The sequence below is a fragment of the Ramlibacter sp. G4-7 genome, from assembly GCF_057784995.1.
In genome coordinates, this window is record NZ_JBYNTT010000001.1 from 1 (window position 1) to 23590 (window position 23590).

The 23590-nt window shown below is 71.9% G+C and carries 18 protein-coding genes; 8 read left to right on the forward strand and 10 right to left on the reverse strand.

Annotated features, from left to right (window positions below; genetic code table 11):
• On the forward strand, nt 1-1335 hold a 1335-nt coding region (locus AC3EGR_RS00005), incomplete at its 5' end, for a hypothetical protein (protein WP_488544365.1).
• 4 nt (nt 1336-1339) lie between these two features.
• Here the strand turns inward: AC3EGR_RS00005 and AC3EGR_RS00010 are convergent.
• The 4 genes from AC3EGR_RS00010 to AC3EGR_RS00025 all read right to left on the reverse strand — a co-directional run bounded on the left by AC3EGR_RS00010 (nt 1340) and on the right by AC3EGR_RS00025 (nt 5938).
• Complete coding sequence (locus AC3EGR_RS00010; protein ID WP_488544366.1) at nt 1340-3544, reverse strand: patatin-like phospholipase family protein; 2205 nt, start codon at nt 3542-3544, stop codon at nt 1340-1342.
• Between the two features lie 166 nt (nt 3545-3710).
• Nucleotides 3711-4484 (reverse strand): DUF2092 domain-containing protein, encoded by a 774-nt coding sequence (locus AC3EGR_RS00015; RefSeq protein WP_488544367.1) that lies wholly within the window; start codon nt 4482-4484, stop codon nt 3711-3713.
• 12 nt (nt 4485-4496) lie between these two features.
• Complete coding sequence (locus AC3EGR_RS00020) at nt 4497-5120, reverse strand: response regulator transcription factor (RefSeq protein ID WP_488544368.1); 624 nt, start codon at nt 5118-5120, stop codon at nt 4497-4499.
• A complete protein-coding gene (locus AC3EGR_RS00025) occupies nt 5117-5938 on the reverse strand; it encodes a sensor histidine kinase (RefSeq protein ID WP_488544369.1) in 822 nt (273 codons plus the stop codon). Before AC3EGR_RS00025 ends, AC3EGR_RS00020 begins: the two co-directional genes overlap by 4 nt.
• Before the next feature lie 79 nt (nt 5939-6017).
• On the opposite strand from AC3EGR_RS00025, the gene AC3EGR_RS00030 reads away from it, so the two are divergent.
• A complete protein-coding gene (locus AC3EGR_RS00030) occupies nt 6018-7247 on the forward strand; it encodes a hypothetical protein (protein ID WP_488544370.1) in 1230 nt (409 codons plus the stop codon).
• A gap of 8 nt (nt 7248-7255) precedes the next feature.
• Nucleotides 7256-7825, forward strand: coding sequence for a hypothetical protein (locus tag AC3EGR_RS00035; RefSeq protein WP_488544371.1), 570 nt, complete (start codon nt 7256-7258; stop codon nt 7823-7825).
• Here the strand turns inward: AC3EGR_RS00035 and AC3EGR_RS00040 are convergent.
• Complete coding sequence (locus AC3EGR_RS00040; RefSeq protein ID WP_488544372.1) at nt 7783-9870, reverse strand: MASE1 domain-containing protein; 2088 nt, start codon at nt 9868-9870, stop codon at nt 7783-7785. The two genes, AC3EGR_RS00035 and AC3EGR_RS00040, sit on opposite strands and share 43 nt — an antisense overlap.
• A 221-nt stretch (nt 9871-10091) precedes the next feature.
• Between AC3EGR_RS00040 and AC3EGR_RS00045 the strand changes: the two genes are divergently transcribed.
• From AC3EGR_RS00045 to AC3EGR_RS00055, 3 genes are all read left to right on the forward strand, one after another.
• Nucleotides 10092-10763 carry a response regulator transcription factor gene (locus AC3EGR_RS00045; RefSeq protein ID WP_488544373.1) on the forward strand — a complete coding sequence of 224 codons (672 nt, stop codon included), beginning with the start codon at nt 10092-10094 and terminating at the stop codon, nt 10761-10763.
• Between the two features lie 105 nt (nt 10764-10868).
• A complete protein-coding gene (locus AC3EGR_RS00050) occupies nt 10869-11216 on the forward strand; it encodes a response regulator transcription factor (RefSeq protein ID WP_488544374.1) in 348 nt (115 codons plus the stop codon).
• 75 nt (nt 11217-11291) lie between these two features.
• Nucleotides 11292-11684: a hypothetical protein gene (locus AC3EGR_RS00055; protein ID WP_488544375.1), complete on the forward strand. Its 393-nt coding sequence runs from the start codon at nt 11292-11294 to the stop codon at nt 11682-11684.
• 3 nt (nt 11685-11687) lie between these two features.
• On the opposite strand, the gene AC3EGR_RS00060 is transcribed toward AC3EGR_RS00055, so the two are convergent.
• Nucleotides 11688-13274 carry a phospholipase D family protein gene (locus AC3EGR_RS00060; protein WP_488544376.1) on the reverse strand — a complete coding sequence of 529 codons (1587 nt, stop codon included), beginning with the start codon at nt 13272-13274 and terminating at the stop codon, nt 11688-11690.
• A gap of 213 nt (nt 13275-13487) precedes the next feature.
• Nucleotides 13488-16184, reverse strand: coding sequence for a response regulator (locus tag AC3EGR_RS00065; RefSeq protein ID WP_488544377.1), 2697 nt, complete (start codon nt 16182-16184; stop codon nt 13488-13490).
• A gap of 101 nt (nt 16185-16285) precedes the next feature.
• Here AC3EGR_RS00065 and AC3EGR_RS00070 point away from each other — a divergent pair, with 101 nt between their 5' ends.
• Nucleotides 16286-17281 carry a Bug family tripartite tricarboxylate transporter substrate binding protein gene (locus tag AC3EGR_RS00070; protein WP_488544378.1) on the forward strand — a complete coding sequence of 332 codons (996 nt, stop codon included), beginning with the start codon at nt 16286-16288 and terminating at the stop codon, nt 17279-17281.
• Nucleotides 17282-17360: 79 nt separating this feature from the next.
• Here the strand turns inward: AC3EGR_RS00070 and AC3EGR_RS00075 are convergent, their stop codons facing one another.
• Nucleotides 17361-19172: an ABC transporter ATP-binding protein gene (locus AC3EGR_RS00075; RefSeq protein ID WP_488544379.1), complete on the reverse strand. Its 1812-nt coding sequence runs from the start codon at nt 19170-19172 to the stop codon at nt 17361-17363.
• Nucleotides 19162-20904: an ABC transporter ATP-binding protein gene (locus AC3EGR_RS00080; protein WP_488544380.1), complete on the reverse strand. Its 1743-nt coding sequence runs from the start codon at nt 20902-20904 to the stop codon at nt 19162-19164. Before AC3EGR_RS00080 ends, AC3EGR_RS00075 begins: the two co-directional genes overlap by 11 nt.
• A gap of 84 nt (nt 20905-20988) precedes the next feature.
• Between AC3EGR_RS00080 and ydiK the strand changes: the two genes are divergently transcribed.
• Nucleotides 20989-22062, forward strand: coding sequence for an AI-2E family transporter YdiK (gene ydiK / locus AC3EGR_RS00085; protein WP_488544381.1), 1074 nt, complete (start codon nt 20989-20991; stop codon nt 22060-22062).
• On the opposite strand, the gene AC3EGR_RS00090 is transcribed toward ydiK, so the two are convergent.
• Nucleotides 22052-23590, reverse strand: a complete 1539-nt coding sequence (locus tag AC3EGR_RS00090) for a tripartite tricarboxylate transporter permease (RefSeq protein ID WP_488544382.1) — start codon at nt 23588-23590, stop codon at nt 22052-22054. The genes ydiK and AC3EGR_RS00090 overlap by 11 nt on opposite strands.

Consider the following 23590-nt stretch of genomic DNA (forward strand, 5'->3'; position numbering starts at 1 on the left):
GCGCCGGCTCCGCGCCCTCCGGACGCCGCCAGCCGCGTGCTCGAGGCGCTGCAGGCGGCGCCGCGCCGCTACCGCATGCCGCCGCTGCCCGCCGAAGCGGCGGGGGCGGCCGCACGGGGGACCGATGCGGCCCTGGCCTTCGCCATCGAGGCGGCGCGCACCGGCGGTGCCGATGCGCAGCTGGCGGACCTGTTCACGCAGTCCCTGGCCACGCTGGTCGCACGCGCGCTGCACGGCGACGCGGCCTTGCAGGCCGCCGTGCTGCGCGCGGAGCAGCCGCAGGTGGCGCAGTACGCCGAGCTGGCTGTGCAGGAGCGGGCGGACCGCAGCCGCGTGGCGGCGCGCGTGGACGCCTTCGCGCATCCGGGCAAGCTGCGCGGGCAGGCGCCCGGCGCTGCGCAGCAGGCCCTGGCCGGCTTGCACGCCGCGGTGCGCGCGCAGCGCTGGCCGCAGGTGCGCGTCGGCGCGCAGGCGCTGCTTGCTGCCCACCCCGATCTCGGTGCGCAACTCGAAGCGGTGCTCGCCGATCCGGCGCTCGCGCGGCTGGAGCGCCTGGCCCACCTGCGCCGGGATGCCGCCGTCCAGCGCTACCTCGCGCTGCTGGCGGACCAGGGGCCGGTTGCCGGCAGCGAGGCCGCCGTCCAGCGTGGACGCGCCGCGGCTGCCGCCGGCGAGGCCGTGGAGGCGGACACACTGCAGGCCTTCGCCACGCTCGCGCGCTGGCTGGATGCGGCCGGCCCGCATCGCCACCGCGCGGTGCAAGGGCTGCGTCCCGCCGGCGCCTTTCCACCGGCTGCGCGCGGCGCCAAGGACGAGTGGGACGTCGCGCTGCTGCGCGAGGCAGGCGGCGCCTGCGACATCGTGCTGCTGGCCGAATGCAAGGCGGCGCCCTCGGCGGCGGCGGGCGACTGGCCGCGCCTGCTTGCCGGCCTGGAGCGCTTGTCCGCGGTCGATGCGGATCAGGACTTCGCGTTCTCCAGCGCCGAGGCCGCCGTGCGCGTGCGCGGCGCTTCGCTGCGCGCCCTCGCGCCGCGCGACGGGCTGGCGCCGCCGCAGGTCTTCTATGCCTGCACGGCCGGCGAACAGCGCATGCCGCTGCTCGGGGCGGCAGCCCGCGCCATCCTGCTGCAGGAGCCGGAGACCCTCGGCTTCGCGCGCGAGCTGGCGCAAGGAGCTCAGCCTGCACACGAGCAACTTGCGCCGCTGTTCGGGCGCCTGCTGTGCGAGCCTCGCCTGCGCGCGGTGCTGCACCAGTACGAGACGGCCCGCCGCGCGCGCGAAGCCATGCTGCATCCCGAGGACCTGCTTGCCGCCGCCGCGGCGGCGCTGTCCTGAAGACTCAGGGCCGCCCGAGGAACAGGTAGAAGCTGTCGAAGCCCTTGCTCGCGCGGCCGTAGCCGAAGTACAGCGGCCCGATGGGCGTGTCCACGCCCAGCAGCAAGGCGCCGGCGCGCAAGGTGCCCAGGTTGTTCCCCGGCAGCAGCGAACGCTCCATCCGCCCGATCTCCAGCGAAGCGCCCGCATACACGCCATCGAGCAGGCTCCAGCGCGCGACGCGGTTGTAGTAGACGACGCGGGCAAAGCGCAGGTCTTCGCCGATCAGCGCGCCCGTGGGCAGGCCGGAGAGCTGCAGGAAGCCGCCGAACTGGAACATCTCCGAGGGCGGCAGCGGGTCGCTGCCCAGCCGGCGACCCAGCTTGGCGCCGACCTGGAAGGTGTGATCGCCGAAGGAGTGCACGTAGTTGCCCGAGGCCAGCAGCCGGGTGTAGTCCGCATCGCTGCCCACCGACTTGCGGGCCGCCGTCAGGTCGAGGGTCGCGCCGTAGCCCGAACGCGGGAAATTCAGGTTGTCCAGCTGGTCCAGGACGGCGCGCAGGGTGAACTGCGTGGTGTCCAGGTCGGCGCGCGAGGGATCGATGACCGGCAGCCCCGTATCCAGCGAGGAGCGGTGGCGGGCGCGCTCGATGCCCAGGCGCACCTCGCCATAGCGCGTGAGCTGCGCGCCGAGCGCGATGCCCACGGCGGCGTCCTTGCCGTCGAAGATCGCGACGCGCTGGTCCCCCTGGAACACGTCGGTGGTGCGCCGCTGCACCATGGCGTGCGGCGCGACGAACAGGCCCGGGCCGCGCTGCAGCGGCTGGTGGAACTCGGTGGAGAGCCGGCTGGTGCGCCCCAGCTGGGCGTCGATGCGCCACTCGGCGCCGAGCGAATTCAGCCAGGTCATGCGGTAGCTGGCCAGCAGGTTGAAGAAGGCGTCGCCGCTGAAGTCGGTGGACAGCCCCAGGCCACCGCGCAGGTAGTTCGGGCCCCAGCTTTTCTCCACCGCGTCGACCGCGAGGATGCGCTTGCCCGGTTCCTCCAGCAGCGAGTAGCTCACGTGCTCGAAGTCGCCGGTGCCGTACAGGCGCTGCATGTCGCGATCGAGCACTTTCTGGTCGATCGCCACGCCTTCCCGCGTCTGCAGCACCTGGCGGGCGATCTCCGGGTTCACGCGCTGCAGCTCGTTGAAGCGGATCTCGTCCACGGTGGCGGCTTCCGGCGGCGGCACGGCCTGCCGGCGCGCGCTCCACTGCGCATACGCCAGCGGCGAGACCGCGTAGGGTGCGAGCTGCGCCGCCACCGCGCGCGTCGCGGCCTCCCCTTTCGGGACGGTGTCCGGCAGATGGTCGAAATCGCCGGCGGAAAATCCGCCGAGCTCCGGCAGCACGAGGATGTCCGTGGGCTTGAGGCTGGCCAGGGAGGCCTGCACGTTCTGCTCGGTCAGGATGTTCACCATCTGGCTGGTCACGCCGATGATGGAAGTGAGTTCCTCCGGCTTGAGCAGCGGCGTGCCCAGATTCACCGCGATCACCACCTGCGCGCCCAGCGCGCGGGCCACGTCCACCGGCAGGTTGTTCGTGAGGCCGCCGTCGACCAGCAGGCGGCCGCCCACGCGCAGCGGCTCGATCGCACCGGGCACGGACATGCTCGCGCGCATGGCCGTGGCGAGTTCCCCTTCGCGCAGCACGACGGCCTTGCCGCTCACGAGGTCGGTGGCCACCGCGCGGTAGGGAATCGGCAGGTGGTCGAAGTTGCGGTAGCCGCGCACCTTGCTCAGCTCGCGCAACACGGCTTCGAGCTGCACGCCGGACACCAGGCCCTTGGGCAGCAGCAGGCCTTCGCTGCCCAGGCCGATCTCGGCCGGGGCGAGGTTCAGCGCGTCGTCGCGCTTCAGGCGCACGGCGCGTTCCTCGCGCGGCGGCAGGTCCTTGAACAGCAGCCGGGTGTTCAGCCGGTGCAGCACCTGCTCCATCTCCTGCACAGTTGCGCCCGAGGCGTACGCCGCGCCGACGATGGAGCCCATGCTGGTGCCGACCACGCAATCCACCGGCACGCGCAGGTCCTCCAGCACCTTGAGCACGCCCACGTGGGCGGCGCCGCGCGCGCCGCCGCCGGAGAGCACGAGGCACACCTTGGGACGCGTGCCCGGGGTTTCCGGCGCGGTCGATGCGGGGGGCACGGCCGGCAGCGCCGGCGCCTGTGCCGCGGCCGCCAGCGGCAGCACGGCCAGGACGGCGGTGCAGAGCCAATCACGGCCGGGAAAAAGCCGGCGCGCCCACCCGCTGCGGCTCAGGTCTGCAGGCGGCCGATGCTGGTGCCGTCCAGGCTCACCCTGGCCATCCATCCCTGCTGCTTGTGCACGGCATCGCGGGGACAATGCGGCACCCGCTTCAGCGCTTCGGGACGACGATCTCCTTGACGCGCTGCAGCGGCACCGAGACGGCGCCTGCCGGCGGCGTGAACTTGAAGGTGGCGGCGGACAGCGGCGGGTTGATCGTCCAGTCGTAATCCGCGCTGGTCTGCGGCCGGGCCTCGCTGCCGGTGGCGGTCACGACGATGCGGCGCGGCAGCGGCTGTCCGCCGCGCTGCAGCCACACCTGCCAGTCCTGGTCGCCCTGGCGGAACACGTACTGGTCGCAGGCGATGCCGCGGATGGTGGACAGGCCCACCACGCGCGCCACCTGCAGCGTGGGCTTGGGGGCCTTGTCGTCCGCCCAGGCGAAGAGGTCGAGCAGGGGCAGCCCCACGGCGTAGTCCGCCTGCAGCTTGCCACCGAGCTCCTGGATCGTGCCGGCGGCGGGGGCCTGGGCGTAGTAGCCGCTGGACTTGCTGTAGACGCTGAAGGTCGTGCCGTCGTAGAAGATCTGGCGATGGCGCCGGTCGCTGGTCTGCTCGGCGCGCACGTGGTCCGGCCGCGCGACTTCCATGCTGGAGGTGAGGTCGTGGCGCACCTTCAGCCCCTGCGGCAGCACTTCCTCGGAACTCGCCACGCCCTTGACGCTGAAGGTCTTGAGCGTCTGCAGGTAGCGGCCCATGCGGGCGAGCGCGGCCACGGCCTCGGGTTCGATGGCAGGGCCCGCCTCTGTCTGCGCGAAGGCCGGCGGCGCGGCGCTGAGGGTCAGAGCGAAGGCGAGCGCGAGGGCGGCGGCGGGCGGCAGGCGCATGGCGGTCTCCGGTCAGTGGACGTGGGACACGTGGTCCTGCGCGTGGCGCAGCGTCATCAGCAGGGCAGGCAAGGTGTCGACGGCGAGCGTGCGCATGATGCGCGCGCGGTCGGCCTTGATGGTGCGCTCGCTGACGCCGAGGTCGGCGGCGAGCTGCTTGTGCAGGCGCCCCGCGGCGATGCCTTCGAGCACGAGGTGCTCGCGCTCGCCCAGGGTTGCGATGCGGGCGCGGGCCAGCTCGGTTTCCTGCCGCAGCGTGCGCATCCGCACGTCGTAGCGGATCGCGTCCTGCACGGCGGCGAGCAGCACGTCGTGGTCCACGGGCTTGGTGAGGAACTCGCGCGCGCCGCCCCGCATCGCGCGCACGCTGGCGCGGATGTCGTCGGCGCCGCTGAGGAAGACGATCGGGTGCTCGTAGCCCGGATGCCGCGGCAGCGCATCCTGCAGGTCCAGGCCGCTGAAGCCGGGCAGCTGCACGTCGAGCAGCAGGCACCCCGGCGACGGGTCGGGCGGCGGCAGCAGGTAGTCGCCGGCGGCCGCGTAGCTGCGCGTCGTGTGGCCCGCCGCCAGCAGCATGCGCTGCAGCGCGCCGCGGACCGACGGGTCGTCGTCGATGATGTGGATGGTTCCGTTCATGGCTGGACCACGCAGGGGGCTGTGAAGGAAGTGGAGTGCGCCGCCCGCGTCGCCGACGCCGCGACGCCACGGGGAAGGGTCATGGTGAAGACGGCGCCGCCGCCCGCGCGCCGGCGCGCCTCGAGGCGGCCGCCGTGCGCCTGCACGACCCTGCGCGCGACCTTCAGCCCCAGCCCCATGTGGCCGGGCCGCGACGTGTAGTAGGGAGAGAACAGCGCTTCCGGGCGGCGCGCGCCCAGGCCGTGGCCGCGGTCGCTGACCTGCAGCTGCACGCCTGCGGCCACGAGATGCGTGGCGACCAGGACGCGCCGGTGCGCGAGCGGCGTCTCCTGCATGGCCTCGAGCGCGTTGGCCACGAGCTGCAGCAGCGCGAGCTGCAGCTCCGAGCGTTCGCCGGCCAGCACGGCGGTGCCGGGGCAGGGCAGCAGCACGAGCTCCACGCCGTGGCGGCGCCCCTCGGGCGCGAACAGGCGCAACGCGTCCTGCGCCATCTCGTTGGCGTCGAAGGGCTCGCGGCTGCGCTCGTGCGGCTGCAGCAGTGCCATCAGCGCGCGCACGTTCTCGCGGACGTGGCCGAGTTGGTCGTTGCCGGTCGCGTCGGGGATGGCGTCCAGCGCGCGCCCGAGTTCCTGCAGGCCCGCGGCGGCCAGGGGTGCCGCCAGCGCGAAGCCGCACGCGTGTGCAAGCTGCCGATCGAGCAGGCGCTCGCGCTCGCGCGCGCCGCGCAGCAGCTGCCACTGGCGCAGCAGCGCGGCGCCGCTGGCCAGGACGAGGGCGGCGATGACGGACCAGAGCACGGCAACTTGCATGCGGGGCATGTTCGGCCCGGCAGTGCGGCGCGGCCAGTTGGACAAAAGTCCAATAGGCCCGCAGGGGCGCCATCGCGATCCTGCTGCCATGGACACGCTGCGTGAGGCCAGCCTGGCCGCCGAGGCTCCGGCGCCCGCGAGCCCCGTCGCCACGCTCCCCGAGGAAGACAGCCTCTTCATGGAAGGGCCGCCGATGCTGGTGGAGGCACGGCTGGGGCTGCTGCGCCCCGGGCGGCTGCTCACCCCGCGCCGCTGCCTGCTGTTCGTGCTCCTCACCTGGGTGCCGCTGTGCGTGTTCACCGCGCTGGAGGGCACGCTGCTGCCGCGCCCGGACGGCATCGCGTTCCTCGCCGACATGGGCGCGTTCGCGCGCTCCTGGATCGCCGGGCCGCTGCTGCTCGCCGCGGACCTCTATGCCGGGCGCGAGCTGAGCCGGATCGCCGGGCGCTTCGGCTGGATGTGCGCGATCTCGCCCAGCGCGCGCGAGGGCTTCACCCGCATCGTGGCCTCGACCCTCAGGCTGCGTGACGGCGCCTGGCTCGAAGCCGCCGTCGCCGGCACGGTGCTGCTGCTGGTGGTCTCCATGATCAACGGGCTGTCCCTTTCGCAGCTGCCGCTCTGGCACCACAGCGCCGCCAATCCGGAACGGCTCTCGGCGGCCGGCTGGTGGTACGCCACGGTGAGCCTGCCTCTGCTGCTGGTGCTGGTGGTGGGCTGGCTGTGGCGCCTGCTGCTGTGGACGCGCTTCCTGTGGCAGGTCGCGCGCCTGGACCTCGCCATCGTGCCGGAGCATCCCGATCGCGCCGGCGGCATGGGCTTCGTCGGCTATTCGGTGCGCGGCTTCACCTATGTCGCCGCAGCCCTGGGCGCGGTCGTGGCGGGCGCGGTGGCCAACCAGGTGGTGCACAACGGACTGTCCTTCACGGGCATGAAGTACGTCGTCCTGGGCACGGCGGCGGTGAGCGTGGTGCTGTTCTGCGCGCCGCTGCTCGTGTTCGCGCCGCGTCTGGCGGCGGAGCGCCGCCGCGGCATGCGCCAGTTCGGCCAGCTGGCCACGTCCTTCGGGCTGCAGTTCGCGCAGGAGTGGTTCACGCCCGGACGCAAGCTCGAGCGCGAAGCCCTGGACCGCGGCGATTTCTCGGCGGCCACCGACCTGTACCAGGTGATGGACCGGGTCAAGGAGATGCGCTTCGTGCCCCTGGACCGCACCAACGTGATGATGGTGGCCGGCGCGACGCTGGTGCCCTTCGCTCCGGTGGCGCTGCTGGCGGTGCCCTTCGAGACGCTGCTCAAGGCGGTCCTGGGCTTGCTGATCTGAGGCGGCGCATGGTCTCCCCCCACGCACTCCCGAGCCGCCGCGCGGCGCTCGTCGTCCTCCTTGCATCGTGCGCGGGCGCGGCCCAGGCGGCGACGACGCCAGGCGAGGCGAAGGACGTGACGCTGCGGCTCAGTGCCGTCGGCACGGTGGCCGCGATCGATCCCGCCGCGCGCCAGCTCACGCTCAAGGGCGAGCGCGGCCTGGCCCGTTATCGCATCGATCCCAAGGTGGACCGGCTGGACCAGGTCAAGGTGGGCGAGCGCGTGAAGGTCGACTACGTGGCCGCGATGGTGCTCACGCTCAAGCGCGGCGGCCGGCAGATGCAGGAGCAGGTCGAGGGCGAGTTGCGCGCGCGCAGCGAGCCTGGGCAGCCGGTCGCGCTGGGCACCACGGTCGTCACCAGGGTGCTGGCGGTGGATCGCGCCGCGCAGACGGTGCGGCTGAAAGGCCCGCAAGGGCGGGTGGGCGACTTCCGCGTCCAGGACCAGGCCGACCTGGTCGGCGTGCGCGCGGGCGACCAGGTGGTCGCCGTCCTTCACGAAGCCGTGGTGGTCGGCCTGGAGCCCGCGTCGAAGTGATTGCCCTGCGCGCCTGCCACCACGGCGGGCAGCACCACGCGGAAGGTGGCGCCCTCGCCCGGCCGGCTTTGCGCCGACAGCAGGCCGGAGTGCGCGGTGACGATGCGCCGGCAGATCGCCAGCCCCATGCCGAGGCCGCTCTCCTTGGTCGTGTAGAAGGGGTCGAACACGCGCTCCAGCCGGTCCGGCGCGATGCCGGGGCCGGTGTCGGTCACGGTCAGCTGCAGGTCGCCTGCCGCCGTCTGCTCGGTGCCGATGCCCAGCACGCGCCGTGCCGACTGGCCCTGCATGGCGTCACAGGCGTTGCACACGAGGTTGAGCACCACCTGCTGCAGCTGCACGCGGTCGCCGCGCACCTGCGGCAGGTCGCCGCCGAAGCTGGTCTTGACTTCGACGCCCCGCAGCAGGAACTCGCCGCGGATGAAGTCCAGGACGTCGCGCACCAGGTGGTTCATGTCCACCTGCACGAATTCCTCCTCGCCCTTCTTCATCAGCAGGCGCAGGTGGTGGATCAGGAGCCCGGCGCGCTTGTCCGCGTCGGCGATGTCGTCCAGGATGGTGCGGATCTCGGTCACATTGGGCGGATCGCGCTGCAGGAAGCGCAGCGCCGCCTGCGCGTTGGCCAGGATCGCGGTGAGCGGCTGGTTCAGCTCGTGCGCGATGGTGCTGGAGAAGTCCGACAGGGAGGCGACGCGCGTGAGGTGCGTGAGCTGGCGGCGCTGGTCGCGCGCGTCGTTCTCGGCCTGCCGCTGCTGCGTGATGTCGCGCAGGATCGTGATGTGGCAGGGCTCGCCCGCGACCTCCACTGCCGCCATGGCGACGAGCGCCGCGTGCTGCCGCCCGAGGCGGTCGCGGGTGGCGATCTCCAGGTCCACGCCGTGCGGGGGGTCGGCGGCCATCGCCTGCACGCGCCGGCGGCTCGCGTCGTCCAGGTGATCCATGAGCGGAGCGACCGCGTCCGCCCGCGTGCCCGGCGCGTAACCCATGAGCTGCAGCCAGCGGGCGTTCGCTTCGATGATGCGCCCGTCCTCCCGGCTGCTCAGGGCGATGGCGTCCGGTCCCTGGTGAAAAGCCGTCGAGAACAGTTCCTCCGAGGCGCGCAGCCTGCGCTCGGAGGCGCGCCTTTCCTCGATCACCGCGGCCAGCAGCAGCAGGGGAACGGACAGGCTCATGAGGAACAGCTGGATGGGCAGCGCATCGTAGAGCAGGGCCGCCGCGTGGAAGGGCCCCCGGCCATTCGCCGCGCCCCACACCACGAGGAAGGCGACGATGGCATAGGCAGCGCTGGTCAGCGCGGGGCCGAAGCGCAAGGCCGCCCAGATCAGGAAGGGGATGGGCAGGTACAGCAACGTGGGCGGGCCGGCGCTGGGCGACATGCCCGAGTCGAAGACCACGACGCTGACGGCCAGCAGGCCCGCGACCAGGGCAGCGACTTCGGCCAGCTGCGCCCGGCCGCCCTGTCGCAGCATTACCGGCTCCAGCGCGCTCCAGGTGAGGATGACGGGCACGAAGATGAGGGCCGCGAGCACGTTGGAGAAGAAGCGCACCTGCCACAGCGTCCCGAAATCGGCCTCGCCCCAGCCGACCGCGCGCACCAGTCCGGCATCGAGGAAGGAGCTGAGGAAGGGCGCGAGCACGGCCGCGCTGCAGAAGACCACCACGGAGCGCAGCGTGCGCAGCCCGCGCGAGTCCGAGTAGCGCCGCACGATCAGCGCGCCGATGGCGGCTTCGGTGACATTGCTGGCGAACCACCCCAGCACCATGGCCAGGGGCACGCCGCCCTGCAGCTCCGCCAGCAGGTGCGCCGGCAGCGCCCCGGCCAGCGCCGCCCACCACCAGCGCGTGGGCGTGAGGATGAGCGCGGCGAAAAGCAGGGAGTTGGGCGGCCACAGCACCGCGACCGGCATCGGCGCGAAGGTGAGTGCCATGCCGATGCGCGCGCCGACGTAGTAGCCCAGGCCCACGAGCGCGGCCAGGCGCAGCAGCGCCCACGCCGGGTCTGGGAGTCCCGGGGATTGCACATGGAGCCCGGCCGCTTCGCGCATGGATGCCCTTCCAGGACGACCCGGGTACGGTCCGGGGGTCCCCGTTCTTTTTTTCGCCCTTCCGGGGCTGCCTTCCCTTGACCCGTGTCTGCACACAGGTCCCGCCGCACGATGTGTTTCCGGATAAAGAGATCGCCTCTTGACGGGTCGAAGTCTACTTCTACACTACATTCGTAATTCTTACAGAAGCGTTGTTAAGTCGAGTCGGAGAAGGGGAAATCATGGAACACACGAGACTGGTGAGCGAACGCCAGCCCGGTGCCCTGGCGCAGGCACCGGCGCAGGTCCACATCGTGGATGACGATCCTGCGGTGCGCGCGGCCCTCGCACGCCTGCTGCGCAGCCGTGGCTACGAAACGGTCGACCATGGCAGCGCCGAGAGCTTCCTGGATGACCACGATCCGCAGGCGCACGGCTGCATCCTGCTCGACGTGTCCATGCCCGGCCTCGATGGCCCGGGACTGCAGCGCAGGCTGCTGGCGGACGGCGAAGGCCTGCCCGTCATCTTCCTCACCGGTTCGGCCGACGTGCCGATCTGCGCCGAGGCCATGCGCAACGGCGCGGTCGACTTCCTGACCAAGCCGGTGGAGGAGGACGATCTCGTGCGCGCCATCGAGACGGCATTGCAGCACGACACGGTGCGCCGCGCGGCGGGACGCCAGCGCGCCGCCACCGAGACGCGCCTGGCCACCCTGACGCCGCGCGAGCGCGAAGTGCTGGACCACGTGATGAACGGCCGCCTGAACAAGCAGATCGCCTCCGACCTCGGCACCGCGGAGAAGACGGTGAAGGTGCATCGCGCGCGCGCCATGGAAAAGATGCACGTGCGCTCGGTCGCGGAGCTGGTGCGGATGGTGGAGCGCGCGCGCTTCAGCATGTCCTGGCTCGGATGACCGGCAAGCGTCTCACTTTACCTACGACCAAGGTCTCATTGGCTGTGCCGCTGCCCCCGCGTAGTTTCACGGCCAATGCACAAGGACACGTCCCTCATTGCGGTAGTGGATGACGAAGAGTCGGTGCGTCGCGCGCTGGGGCGACTGATCCGCTCGGCGGGCTTCGGCGTGGAGATGTTCGGCTCCGGCCTCGAGTTCATGCAGTCCCTGCAGCGCCACACCCCCGACTGCGTCGTGCTGGACGTGCGCATGCCCAACCTCACCGGCACGGAAGTGCAGAGCGCGCTGCTGCGCAGCGGCACGCGCCTGCCCGTGATCATCATCACCGGCGACGATTCACCGCAGACACGCGAGCGCACGCTGCGCCAGGGCGCCCTGGCCTACCTGCGCAAGCCCGTGGACGACGCGATGCTGATCGAGGCCATCCAGAGCGCCATCCACGACCGGCTCTGAGGGTTTGGACTTTGGTCCCATTGGCGGCGCCGGCCGCCTTCGCTGAAATGCAGCGGTCATCCCAGGAGACCGTCCGTGCAACACCGTCTTTGCCTCCTCGCCGCCGTCGTGCTTGCCCTGGCCGTGCCGGGCGCGCAGGCGCAGGCCGTCTATCCCGCCAAGGGCCAGAGCGCCAGCCAGCAGCAGAAGGACACGGGTGAATGCCAGTCCTGGGCCGCCAGCCAGACGCCGGCCGCCCCACCGCCGCAGCAAGGCCAGGTCGCACGCGGCGCAGCGCGCGGCGCCGTCGGGGGCGCGGTGATCGCGGGGGTCGCGGACGGCGACACGGGCAAGGGCGCGGCCGCAGGTGCGGTGGTCGGCGGTGTCCGCGGCGGGCGGCAGAAGCAGGCGCAGGCCAACGCCGCCGCCAGCCAGGGCGCGAACGCATTCGCCGCCTGCATGGAAGGCCGCGGCTACAGCGTCAAGTAGCGCTCACAGCAGCCACTCGATCGGCAGCACCGCGAGGAAAGCGATCCACAGGTTGCGCAGGAAACCGACGCCGGGCGTCTTCGTGTGCCGCACCTCGCCCGCCGGGGTGCGCTCGATCCACATCACTTCCTCGTTCTCCAGCCTCACCTCGTAGGCGTCCTGCGGGATCGGATCGCGGAAGGCGTTCGCGAGCTTGCCGGCGAGCTGGGGGCTTTCGAGCACGACGCCCATCTCCGTGTTCAGGGCGATCGAGCGCGGGTCCAGGTTGAACGAGCCCACGAAGATGCGGCTGCGGTCCACCGCGAAGGTCTTCGCATGCAGGCTCGCCGAGGAACTGCCTCCGGTGCTGCCGCCCAGGCCGCCGCGCCTGACCTCGTCCTCGTCTTTCGTGCCGGGCGGCACCGCCGCGGGCTTGAGTTCGAAGACGCGCACGCCTCCCCGCAGCAGTTCCAGACGGTAACGTGCGTATCCGGAGTACACCGGTCCCACGTCGGTGGCCGCCAGTGAATTGGTGAGCACCGAAACCTGCACGCCCTGCGCTGCCATCGCCAGCAGGGCATCGGTGCCTGCGCGTCCCGGGACGAAGTAGGGCGACACCAGGTGGAGTTCGCGCGCGGGCTGGCCGAAGGCCTCCTGCAGGTGCGGCAGCAGCTGCGCCTCGCGCCGGTCGGGCGGCAGCACCACCTTGGCCGGGTCGTCGCTCACCACCCGCGCCTGCACCCAGTCCAGCGGCAGCGTGCCGGCGACGAGCTGCCCGAGCAGCGGCAGGTTGCGCACCGCCTCCAGGTAGCGCATCGCCTCCGCGCGCGCGCGTTGCTCCGCCCAGTGGCGGCGGGTGGCCTCCAGCGTGCCTTGCGACGGCGGTGCGAGCAGCGCCGCAGCCGGCCAGGCGGAGGCGCTGTTCCAGTAGCGGTCGAACACCGAGGACACCTCGGGCACGACCGGTCCGATGGTCAGCACGTCCAGGTCGGTGAAGGCCACCGAGGTCTCGGCACCCAGGTATTCGTCGCCGATGTTGCGGCCGCCGACCACGGCCGCGGCGTTGTCGACGATGAACGCCTTGTTGTGCATGCGCCGGTTGACCCGGCTGAAGTCCACGGCGAAATCGCCTAGCCGCCACGTCCGGTTCGCGAAGGGATTGAACAGCCGCACCTCGATGTTCGGATGCGCGTCGATGCCCGCGATCATCTCGTCGAGCCCCGCGGTGTTGGCGTCGTCCAGCAGCACGCGCACGCGCACGCCGCGTTCGGCGGCGTTCCACAGCGCCTCGGCCAGCAGGTTGCCGCTGGTGTCCGGATGCCAGATGTAGGTCTGCACGTCGATGCTGCGCTCCGCGCCGGCCGCGAGGACGTAGCGCGCGACGAACGCCTCGCGCCCTTGCAGCAGCGCGCGCACGCCGTTCAGGCCCGGATGGGCCGCGGCGAGGCGCCTGGCGCCGGCGCCGATGCGCGTGCCGTCCGTGTCCTGGTAGGCCTGGCTCGCCACGCGATCCGCCGGCGGCCCGGGGGGCAGCGTGCCGCAACCCGCCAGTGCCAGCAGCAGTGCGATGGCGAACAGGCGCGCGGCGCGGGTCGGGGGCAGGAGCGGCACGGCCGCCACTCCACCACAGGGGCGCGTGCGGCGACTAGTAGCCCCAAGGTCCCATATTTTTGCGCTGCATCATCGACCATTCTGCTTCGGTCCCGATTGCGAGGTGTCCCGCCGGGCCTGTGTGGAAGTGTCTCCCCTTCGACAGGCCTAGATGGCGTGGAGTCGCCCGCCGGCCCTGGCCGGCGGGCACTTTTTTTGGGATGCCCGCAGGGCTCAGGCCGTCTCGATCTTCACGCGCGCGAGGTGCTCGCGCAGCGCGTCGATGCGCGCCTGCAGCGCTTCGCGCGCGGCCTCGGCCGCGCCGTGCTCGATGGCACGGGCCTCCCTCGCGCCGCGGTGCAGGCCCATGGCTGCCAGCCCCCCCGCCAGCCGGTGCGCGAGGAACTGCAGGTCCTCGCGGTCGCCTTCGGCCAGTGCCCTGGCCATGCCTTCCACCGTGGAGCGGTAGCCTTGCAGGAAGCCCGGCAAGGCCTCGGCCCATTCCGGGTCGACCACGAGGATCGCCTCGTCGCCTGCTTCCTGCACGCGCGCCGCAGGAGTCGCCGGTGGTGCGGCAGCTGGTGCGTGCGCGCCGCGCTGGAGCTCGATGATGGCCCCCAGCAGGCGCTCGCGCGTCGCCGGCTTGGCGAGGAAGCGGTCGGCGCCGGCGGCCAGCGCGCGCGCCGGTGTCTGCGGATCGTCGTTGCCGGAGAGCATGACCACGCTGCAGCGCGGGCGTGCGCGGGTGGCTTCCTGCTCGCGGATCCAGCGCACCGTGTCCAGGCCATTGCGGTGCGGCATCTCCATGTCCAGCAGCACGTACCGAGGCCACTGCCGCTCCATGCATTCCGCCGCGGCCAGCCCATGCGCTGCGGTCTCCACGCGAAAGGGCGGCTGCGGCAGCATGCGGCGGGTGACCAGGCGGGTGAACTCGTCGTCGTCCACCACCAGCACGTCGCAGGGGGCAAGGGCGCCGACGGCGCGCAGCAGGGTGTCCTCGTCCTGCACGGCGGGCACGGGCCGCGGCAGTTCCCCCCGCTGCGCGGGCAGCGTGAGGGTCACCGTCGTGCCTTCGGCGGCGCCGGTGTCCATCTGCAGGTCGCCGTTCTGCGCGCGGGCCATCAGGCGCGCGGAATAGGTGCCCAGGCCGGTGCCGCCGCTCTTGCGGCTGGTGACGTACTTGTCGAAGAAGCGGCCCGCGATCTCGCGCGGCACCTCGCCGGGGTTGTGCACGGACAGCGCGACCGGAGGTCCCGGCCGCAGCGTGAGGGACACGCGCTCGCCGGGCGCGGCGGCCTCGATCGCGTTCTTCACCAGGTTGGCGATGATGGAGTAGCACAAGGGCTCCTCCGCGTGCACCATCACCGGCGCGCTGTCCGCGCCATGCAGGTGCAGCGTCACCCGGTTCGCCTCGGCGTAGGAGTGCAGGTCCAGCAGCACGCTGCCGACGGCCTTGCGCAGGTCCACCGGCTGCGGCCGGAAGTCGTAGCTGCCGGTCTCCATGCGGAACAGGCCCAGCGACAGGTTGACCATCTCCAGCATGCGCCGGCCCGCATGCTGCAGCACGTTGGCCAGTTCGCGCTGCTCGCCGCTCAGGCGCGGGTCCTCCTGCAGCAGCCGGCTCGCCCCGAGGATGCTGGCCAGCGGCGTCTTCAGGTCGTGGCGGGACATGCGTTCGACGTCCTCGCGCAGTCGGGCGTTCTCTTCCAGCGTGTGGCTGCGCTCCTCGGCGTTCAGGGCCGCGCTCAGCCGGCGCGCGATCACCACCGCCGGCGAGAGCATGAACAGCGCAAAGCCGATGGGCGCGAACTTGCTGTCCGGGCGCGGCGCGTCGATCAGGAACAGGTCGACCGCCAGCGCCAGCAGCACCGCCAGCATGCCGGCCAGCAGCACGCGCGCATCGCCCGGCGTGCGGCGCTTGGCACGCAGCATGGCCGCGGCGACGTACGCGGCGATGCCGACGGCAATCGCCTGCCCCGGCAGCGCGAGGTAGGAATACACGCCCGGCGGCAGCAGCAGCACCGCGACGGCGGCCGCGCCCAGTGCGCCCAGCACGGCCTGCACCGCGCGCCGGTGGATCTCCTGGGGAAACAGGCCCCGCAGCGTGAGGACGAACAGCGCCATGGCGGCCAGCCACGACAGGTACTCGCCCCACATGTAGCGCGCCCAGTCGACCTGCGCGGGCAGCATGCGCAGGAACAGCCGTTCGCCGATCAGGTCGGTGTAAGTCGCCATCGCGAGGCAGAACAGGCCGAACACCAGCGGCATGCGTTCGCGCGGACGCACGGCGAAGAAGATCAGCGAGACCAGGCCGACGAGAAGGTAGGCCGTGAGCAGGGCGGCGGCGTAGATCACCTGCGACTCGCGGTGCTTCGCCAGCACCTGCGCCGGCCCCACCGTCATGGGCCGCACGAAGCCGCCGGCGCGGTGCGCGAAGTTGGCCACGTGCAGCGTCAGGCGCAGCGGGCAGGCGAACTCGCGCGTGATCGGCATGCGGTTGTGGATCGCCGCCCAGGTGGCCGCCGCGCTCGTTGCGGGCGTGCCGTGTTGCGCGACCAGGGTGCCGTTGACGTACAGGCGCGAGGCGGTGCGCTGCCCCAGCGCCTCCACGGCCAGCGACTGTCCGCGCGGGCAGTCCACCTGCAGCACGTAGCTGCCCCAGCCGTTCTCGCCATGCGGCTTGCCGTCGGCGCTGAGTTCGTTCCAGTTCTGCGGCACGGGCGCGAGGGCGCTGGTGGGAAGCTGCTGCCAGTTCGGGTCCACGTAACGCTGCCAGGCGAAACCCCATTCACCGGCGAGCGGCAGCGGCTCCCGCGGCACGGCGGTGAGTTCCATCCGGCCCGCGTGCGCGGTCGTTGCGGCGGCCGCGGCCGTGGAGGCCAGTACCACCCACAGCGCCACCAGGAGGACGAACAGGCTGCGGCCGCGCATATGCTCGACAGTGTAGGGCCTGCGGCAACGCCCGTGCGCCTTGCGCGCGCGGCGCGGGCGATATCGTCCGCATGTCACATATTTTCCGTTTCCACCAATCCATGCACTTGCAGTCCCCTCTTCGCGCCACGCGGCGCCAGGCCCTCGTCCTGGCTGGCGCCGCGCTCGCGGCGCCAGCCTTCGCCCAGTCCTATGCCTCGCACCCCGTGCGCCTGGTCGTGCCCTTCACGCCGGGCGGCTCCAGCGACGTGCTGGCGCGGGCCATCGCCACGGAGCTCGGTCGCTCGCTGGGCCAGCCGGTCGTGATCGAGAACGTGCCGGGTGCCGGCGGCTCGCTGGGGGCGGAGAAGGTGGCGAAGGCGCCCGCCGACGGCTACACCCTGCTGATGGGCCACATCGGCACCCTCGCCGTGAACCCCGCGCTCTATCCGAAGCTGGGGTACGACCCGGTGCGCAGCTTCGCGCCGGTCGCCTGGGTGGCGCGCGTGCCCAACATCCTGGTGGTCAACGCCTCCGTCCCGGCGAAGGACCTCAAGGAGTTCGTCGCGCTGGCGAAATCGAAGCCGGGGCAGCTCGCCTACGGCTCCGGCGGCAATGGGAGCGCGGCGCACACCACGATGGAGTACTTCAAGATGCAGGCGGGCATCTCGCTGCTGCACATCCCTTACCGCGGCACGGCGCCTTCCGTCAGCGACCTGCTGGCGGGCCAGGTGCAGGCGCTGTTCACGGGGGTGCCGGCCCTGCTGCCGCACATCCGCGCCGGCAAGATGCGCGCGCTCGCGGTGTCCAGCCCCAAGCGGCTGGCCGTGCTGCCCGATGTCCCCACCGTCGCCGAAAGCGGCGTCCCCGGCACCAGGGGCTTCGAGGCCGACCAGTGGTACGGCGTCGTCGCGCCGGCCGGCACGCCACCGGAGATCGTGGGCCGCCTGAACCAGGACATCAACAAGGCCCTGGCTTCGGAGGAGGTGCGCACGCGCCTGGCTTCCGAGGGCGCGGAGCCGACGCCGGCGACGCCGGAGGCCTTCGGCCAGCTGATCGCCCGCGAGCTCCCGCGCTGGGACAAGGTGGTGAAGACGGCGCGCATCCGCCTCGACTGACGGCGGGTCGCCCCTTCCTGTCGCTTTCGCTGCCGCGGCCGTTGATCGCGTTGCGCGCGTTGCCCTTGGGCAGGCGCGGCTAGCTTTCTTCCTCTTCTTCCAACTGCTGCAGCTGCACCAGCCGCTGGTACAGCCCTCCGGGCATGTCCATGAGCTGCGCATGCGTGCCCAGCTCCGCGATGCGGCCGTGGTTCAGCACCACGATGCGGTCGGCATCGCGCACCGTGGAGAGACGGTGCGCGATCGCCACCACCGTGACGCGTCCGCGCAGCGCGGCCAGCGCGCGCTGCACCACCTGCTCGGTCTCGGAATCCACGTGCGCCGTCGCCTCGTCCAGCAGCAGGATGCGCGGCTGCCCGGCGAGCGCACGCGCGATCGCCAGCAGCTGTTTCTGGCCGGTGGACAGGCGCGCACCGCCTTCGCCGAGGAAGGTGTCGTAGCCCTGCGGCAGCGCGCTGATGAAATCGTGCGCATGCGCGGCACGCGCCGCGTCCTGCACGCGCGCGTCGTCCAGCGGGCGACCCAGCGCGATGTTCTCGCGCGCCGTCGCGGCCAGCAGGAACGGCTCCTGCGGCACCAGCCCGACGCTGACGCGGAAGCTGTCCTCGGGGATGGCCTCCAGCGGCACGCCGTCGATGCGGATGCTGCCCGCGGGTGCCGGATAGAAGCGCAGCAGCAGCGACAGCAGGGTGCTCTTGCCGCTGCCCGTGTGCCCCACGATGCCGTGGAAGCTGCCCGCCGGCAGGTCCAGCGCGATGTCATGCAGCACGGGCCGCCCCGGCTGGTAGGCGAAGCTCAGGCCTTCGATGGCGACCGCGCCGCGGTCGACGCGTCCGCCGTCGCCGGGCAGCGGCGTCTCCGCCTCCGCCAGCAGCGCGTGCAAGCGCGAAGCGCTCACCAGCGCCTGCTGCAGCTGGGAGAACTGCATGGTGATCTGGATCAGGGGCTCGATCACGCGCGAGATGTAGCTGATGAAGGCGTAGAGGATGCCCACCTGCACCGCGCTCAGGGCCTGCCCGCCTGCGCGCAGGCCGAACAGGCCCAGCACGGTGGCCAGCAGCAGCACGTTCAGGAAGTCCAGCACCGGCCGCAGCAGCCAGGCGTTGGCGCGCAGCTCGCGTCGGCGCGAGCGGTAGTGAGCTTCGTTGAGTTGCGCGAAGCGTTCGCGGAAGCGCCCCGTCGCGTTCGCCGCCTGCAGCACCGGCATGCCCGCGATCGATTCGGCCACCTGCGCATTGAGTTCGCTGCGCAGCTCGCGCGTGCGCGTGACCGCCGGCGCCGACAGCCGCTGGTACAGGAACACGATGAGCGTGACCGCCGGCACCAGCGCCGCGACGATCAGCATCAGGCGCCAGTCCAGCCACAGCATGGCCAGCAGCGCGCCGGCCAGGATGATCAGGCTGTCCAGGATCACGAACAGCACCTGCACGTAGAGGCCCTTGACCGCCTCGGTGTCGTTGGTCACCCGGCTGACCAGCTGGCCGATGATCGCGTGGTCGAAGAAGGCCATGGGCAGGCGCAGCACGTGCGCGTAGACGCCTTCGCGGATGCGCTGCACCGAGCGCATCGCCACGCCGGCGAGGCGGGCGAGCTGCAGGTAGCGCAGGCAACTGGCGACGATGCCGGCCAGCAGCGCGCCGAGCAGCAGGCCGGCCATGCGCGGCAGGTCCGCCGCGCGCGGCAGCAGGTAGTCGTCGATCAAGACCTTGCCGGCCAGCGGGCCCAGCGCTTCCAGGCCGGCCGCGAGCAACAGCCACAAGGTGCCGAACACGAGGTGGCGCCGCTCGGGCGAGGCCGCGCGCCACAGCAGCGTGGCAGCGTCGCCGGCGACGCGGCGGCGCTGCGCCGGCGCGCCGGGCAACGGGCGGGCCTGCACGGATTCAGCTGGCATCGAGGCTCGCCTGGAGTTGCTGGTACTGCCACTGGCGGGCATACCAGCCGCGGGCGGCGACGAGCTGTGCGTGCGTGCCTTGCTCGCTCACGTGCCCCTCGCGCAGCACCAGGAGCTGGTCGGCGTCGACCACCGCACTCAGGCGGTGGCTGGCGATCACGACCGTGCGGCCGACGCGCGCGGCGCGCAGGTGGCCGAGGATGCGCGTCTCCGTCTCGGTGTCCACCGCGGACAGCGCGTCGTCGAGCAGCAGCAGCGGCGCATCGGCGAGCAGGGCACGCGCGATCGCCACGCGCTGCCGCTGCCCGCCCGAGAGGGTGACGCCGCGCTCGCCCACCGGGGTGTCGTAGCCCCGCGGCAGGCGCAGGATGTCGTCGTGCACGGCCGCCAGCCGCGCGGCCTCCTCGATCTGCGCACGCGTGGCATCGGGCCGCGCCAGGGCGATGTTCGCGGCGACCGTGGCCGAGAACAGGAAGGCCTCCTGCGGCACCCAGGCGATGCCGCTGCGCAGGGCGGCCAGGGTGTAGTCCTGCAGGTCGACGCCGTTCCATGCCAGCCGCCCTTGCTGCGGCGCGTGCTGGCGCAGCAGCAGGCGCAGCAGCGTCGACTTGCCCGACCCCGTGGGCCCGACCAGGCCGAGCGTGCGGCCGGGCGGCAGCACCAGCGAGACGCCGGCAAGGGCCGGCCGCGCGGATTCGCCGTAGGAGAAGGACAGGTCCTGCGCCACGAGGGTCCCCGGCTGCACGGTGGGCACCGCGCCGTGGTCCCCGATGCCGGCCGGCTCGTCCAGCACCGGCTGCAGGCGCGCCCACGCCGCCTTGCCGCGCTCGATCAGCGACAGCACCCAGCCCGCCGCGAACATGGGCCACACCAGCTGCCCGAGGTAGAGGCTGAAGCCGGTGAGCTGGCCCACCGTCAGCTCCCCCTGCCAGACCAGCCAGGTGCCGGCACCGAGCACCAGCGCGGTGGCCGCGGCAAAGGTGCAACCCACCGCGGGTTCGTAGGCGGCTTCCCAGCGCTGCGCATCCAGGCTGGCCTGGGCCGCGCCGCCGGCGAGCTGGCGGAACTGCGCCTCGCTGCGCGCCTGCAGCCCGATGGCGCGCACCGTGCGCACGCCGGCCAGCGTCTCCTGCACCTGGTTGTTCAGCGCGGCGAAGCGCTCGAGCGACTGGCGCGAGGCCTCGTGCACGTGCCGCGAGATGCGCCAGAAGCCCAGCGCCATCAGCGGAAACGGCAGGACGGCGCAGGCGGCCAGGCGCCAGTCCACCCCCAGCGACATCATGCCGAGCACCAGCAGCAGCGTGAGCGTGCCGTCGAAGCCGGCCAGCATCGCCTCGCCCGCGGCCATCTCGACCGCGTCGACGTCGTTGGTGGCCAGCGCCATCAGGTTGCCGGTGCGGCGGTCCTGGAAGAAGCCGGCGCCCTGCAGCGTCAGGCGCGCGTACAGGCGCTCCCGCAATTCCACGCCCAGCCGGTAGGCGGCGGCGTAGAGCTTCAGGCGCCAGCCCACCCGCAGGAAGTAGATCGCGGCGCCGGCGGCCAACAGCCAGCCGAGCTCCCGCCAGAGCTGGGCATCGCTCCAGCGGCGGGACACCAGCCCGTCCACCACGTGTCCGACCTGGCGCGGGATCCACACCAGCATCAGCGCGATCAGGACCAGCATCACCGCGGACGAGGCATAGGCGGCGCGGTGGCGCAGCACGAAGAGGGCGATGAGGCGATAAAGGGACATCGGGGGGCGGCAGGGAAGCGATTCTGGCACCGGGGCGAAAGTCCCATGTCGCGCCGGCTCTGCGGTCGCGCACAATCGGCATCCGTGACCGACCCGCGCAACGACCTCATCCGCCTCGTCCTCAACGTGCTGTTCATCGGGGCGCTGATCGGCACTTCGTTCTGGATCCTGCGGCCGTTCGTGGGCGCGATGATCTGGGCCGTGATGATCGTGGTGGCCACCTGGCCCCTGCTGCTGGCGCTGGAGCGGCTGGTGGGCGGGCACCGGTGGATCGCGACGGCCATCATGTCGCTGCTGCTGCTGCTGGTGCTGGTGCTGCCGCTGTCCGCGGCCATCGGCACGGTCGTGTCCAACGCCGACGCCATCGGCGCGTTCGTGCGCGGCCTGCAGGACTACCACCTGCCACCGCCGCCGGCCTGGGTGCGCGGCCTGCCGCTCGTGGGCGAGCGCGCCGCCACCACCTGGCAGGACCTGGCCACGGGCGGCTTCCAGGCGATGATCGCGCTGGTCACGCCTTATGCGGGCGCCCTCACGCGCTGGCTGGTCGCGCAAGCCGGCGGCGTCGGCGCGATCTTCCTGCAGTTCCTGCTGACGGTGATCGCCGCCGCGGTGTTCTACGCGACCGGCGAATCGGCCGCGGCCTGGGCACTGCGCTTCGGCCAGCGGCTGGGGGGCGACGCGGGCGAGAACGCGGTCCGGCTTTCGGGCCAGGCGATCCGCGGCGTCGCGATGGGGGTCGTCGTGACGGCGGCCGTGCAGACGCTGATCGGCAGCCTGGGGCTGTTGATCGCGGGCGTGCCCTTCGTGGCGCTGCTGGCGCTGGTGATGTTCCTCGGGGCGGTGGCGCAGATCGGCGCCGCGATCGTGATGGTCATCCCCACCGTGTGGCTGTACTGGACCGGTTCGCCGGGCTGGGGCACCTTCCTGCTGGTGGTGACCATCGTCGTGGCCACCCTGGACAACGTGCTGCGCCCCATCCTGATCAGGATGGGCGCCGACCTGCCGCTGCTGCTGATCTTCGTCGGCGTGATCGGCGGCCTCGTGGCCTTCGGCCTGATCGGCATCTTCGTCGGACCGGTGGTCCTCGCCGTCACCCACACGCTCATGAGCGCCTGGCTGGACAAGGGACAGCCCGACATCCGCGAGCTCAAGCCGTAGTCACCCGGGCCTGGGCGTCGTCCTCGCTGGCGCCGTGGGGTTCGGTGCGCTGGGCGCGGGGTTGCCGGAAGAAGCTCACCACCTGCCACACGATGAACACGGCGATCAGGGCCATCAGCGTGCCGCTGATCGGGCGGGTGACGAAGGTGCCGAAGCTGCCGCGCGACAGCAGCAGGGCGCGGCGGAAGTTCTCCTCCATCATGGGGCCGAGGATGAAGCCCAGCATCAGCGGCGCCGGGTCCAGCTCGAGCCGCATCATCAGGTAGCCGGTGAGGCCGAAGGCGGCGGTGATGAAGATGTCGTCGATGTTGTTGTTGACGCTGTAGGTCCCGATGCAGCAGAAGAACAGGATGCAGGGGAACAGCACGTTGTACGGGATCTTGAACACCGACAGCCAGTAGCGCACCAGCGGAACGTTCAGCAGCAGCAGGAAGCAGCCGCCGACCCACATGGAGGCCACCAGGCCCCAGAACAGCTCCGGGTGGCCGGCGATCATGTTGGGACCGGGCTGGATGCCCTTGATGATGAAGGCGGCCATCATCAGCGCCATCACCGCGTTCTCGGGGATGCCGATGGACATCAGCGGGATGAAGCTGGTGCGGGCGGCGGCTTCGTCGGCCGCGGCCTGGCCGGCCACGCCCTCGATGCAGCCCGTGCCGATCTCGTGCCGGTACTTGGAGACCTTCTTGTCCACGGCATAGGCCGCGAACTGCGCGATGGTGGGGCCGCCGCCGGGCAGGATGCCCAGGAAGGAGCCGATCAGGCTGCCGCGCAGCGCGCTGGGCCAGATCCGCTTGAACTCGGGCCAGGTGGGCATCAGCTTGATCTTGCCGTTGAAGGGCGACCTTTCCTCCCGCGCGTCGAGGTTCTTGGTGATCTCGGCGATGCCGAAGCAGCCCAGGGCGATCGACACGATGCCGATGCCGTCCGCCAGGAAGGGCAGGTCCAGCGTGAAGCGCTGCATGCCGCTGTTCACGTCGGTGCCGATCTGGCCCAGGAGCACGCCGATCAGGCACATGGCCAGGCCGTTGAGCAGGCTGCCGGTGGTCACGAAGGACACGCAGACGAAGCCCACCAGCATCAGCGCGCAGTAGTCGGCCGGGCCGAACAGGAAGGCGACTTCGCCCAGCACCGGCGCCAGCCACGCCAGCACCACGATGGCCACCGTGCCGCCGATGAAGCTGGAGAAGCCGGCGGTGAACAGCGCCAGGCCGGTCTGGCCCTTGAGCGTCATCGCGTAGCCGTCGATGCACGCCACGATGGAGCTGGCGTGCGGGATCTTCATGGTGATCGCCGACACCGAGTCGCCGTACTGCGCGCCGTAGTAGATGCCGGCCAGCATGATCAGCGCGCCGGTGGTGGGGATGGAGTACGTCAGCGGCAGCAGGATCGAGATCGTCGCCAGCGGGCCGAGGCCGGGCAGCAGGCCGACGAGCGTGCCCACCACGCAGCCGATGGCGCAGTACATCAGGTTGTGCAGCGTCAGGGCGTGCGAGAAGCCGAACGCCAGGTTGTGCAGGACTTCCAT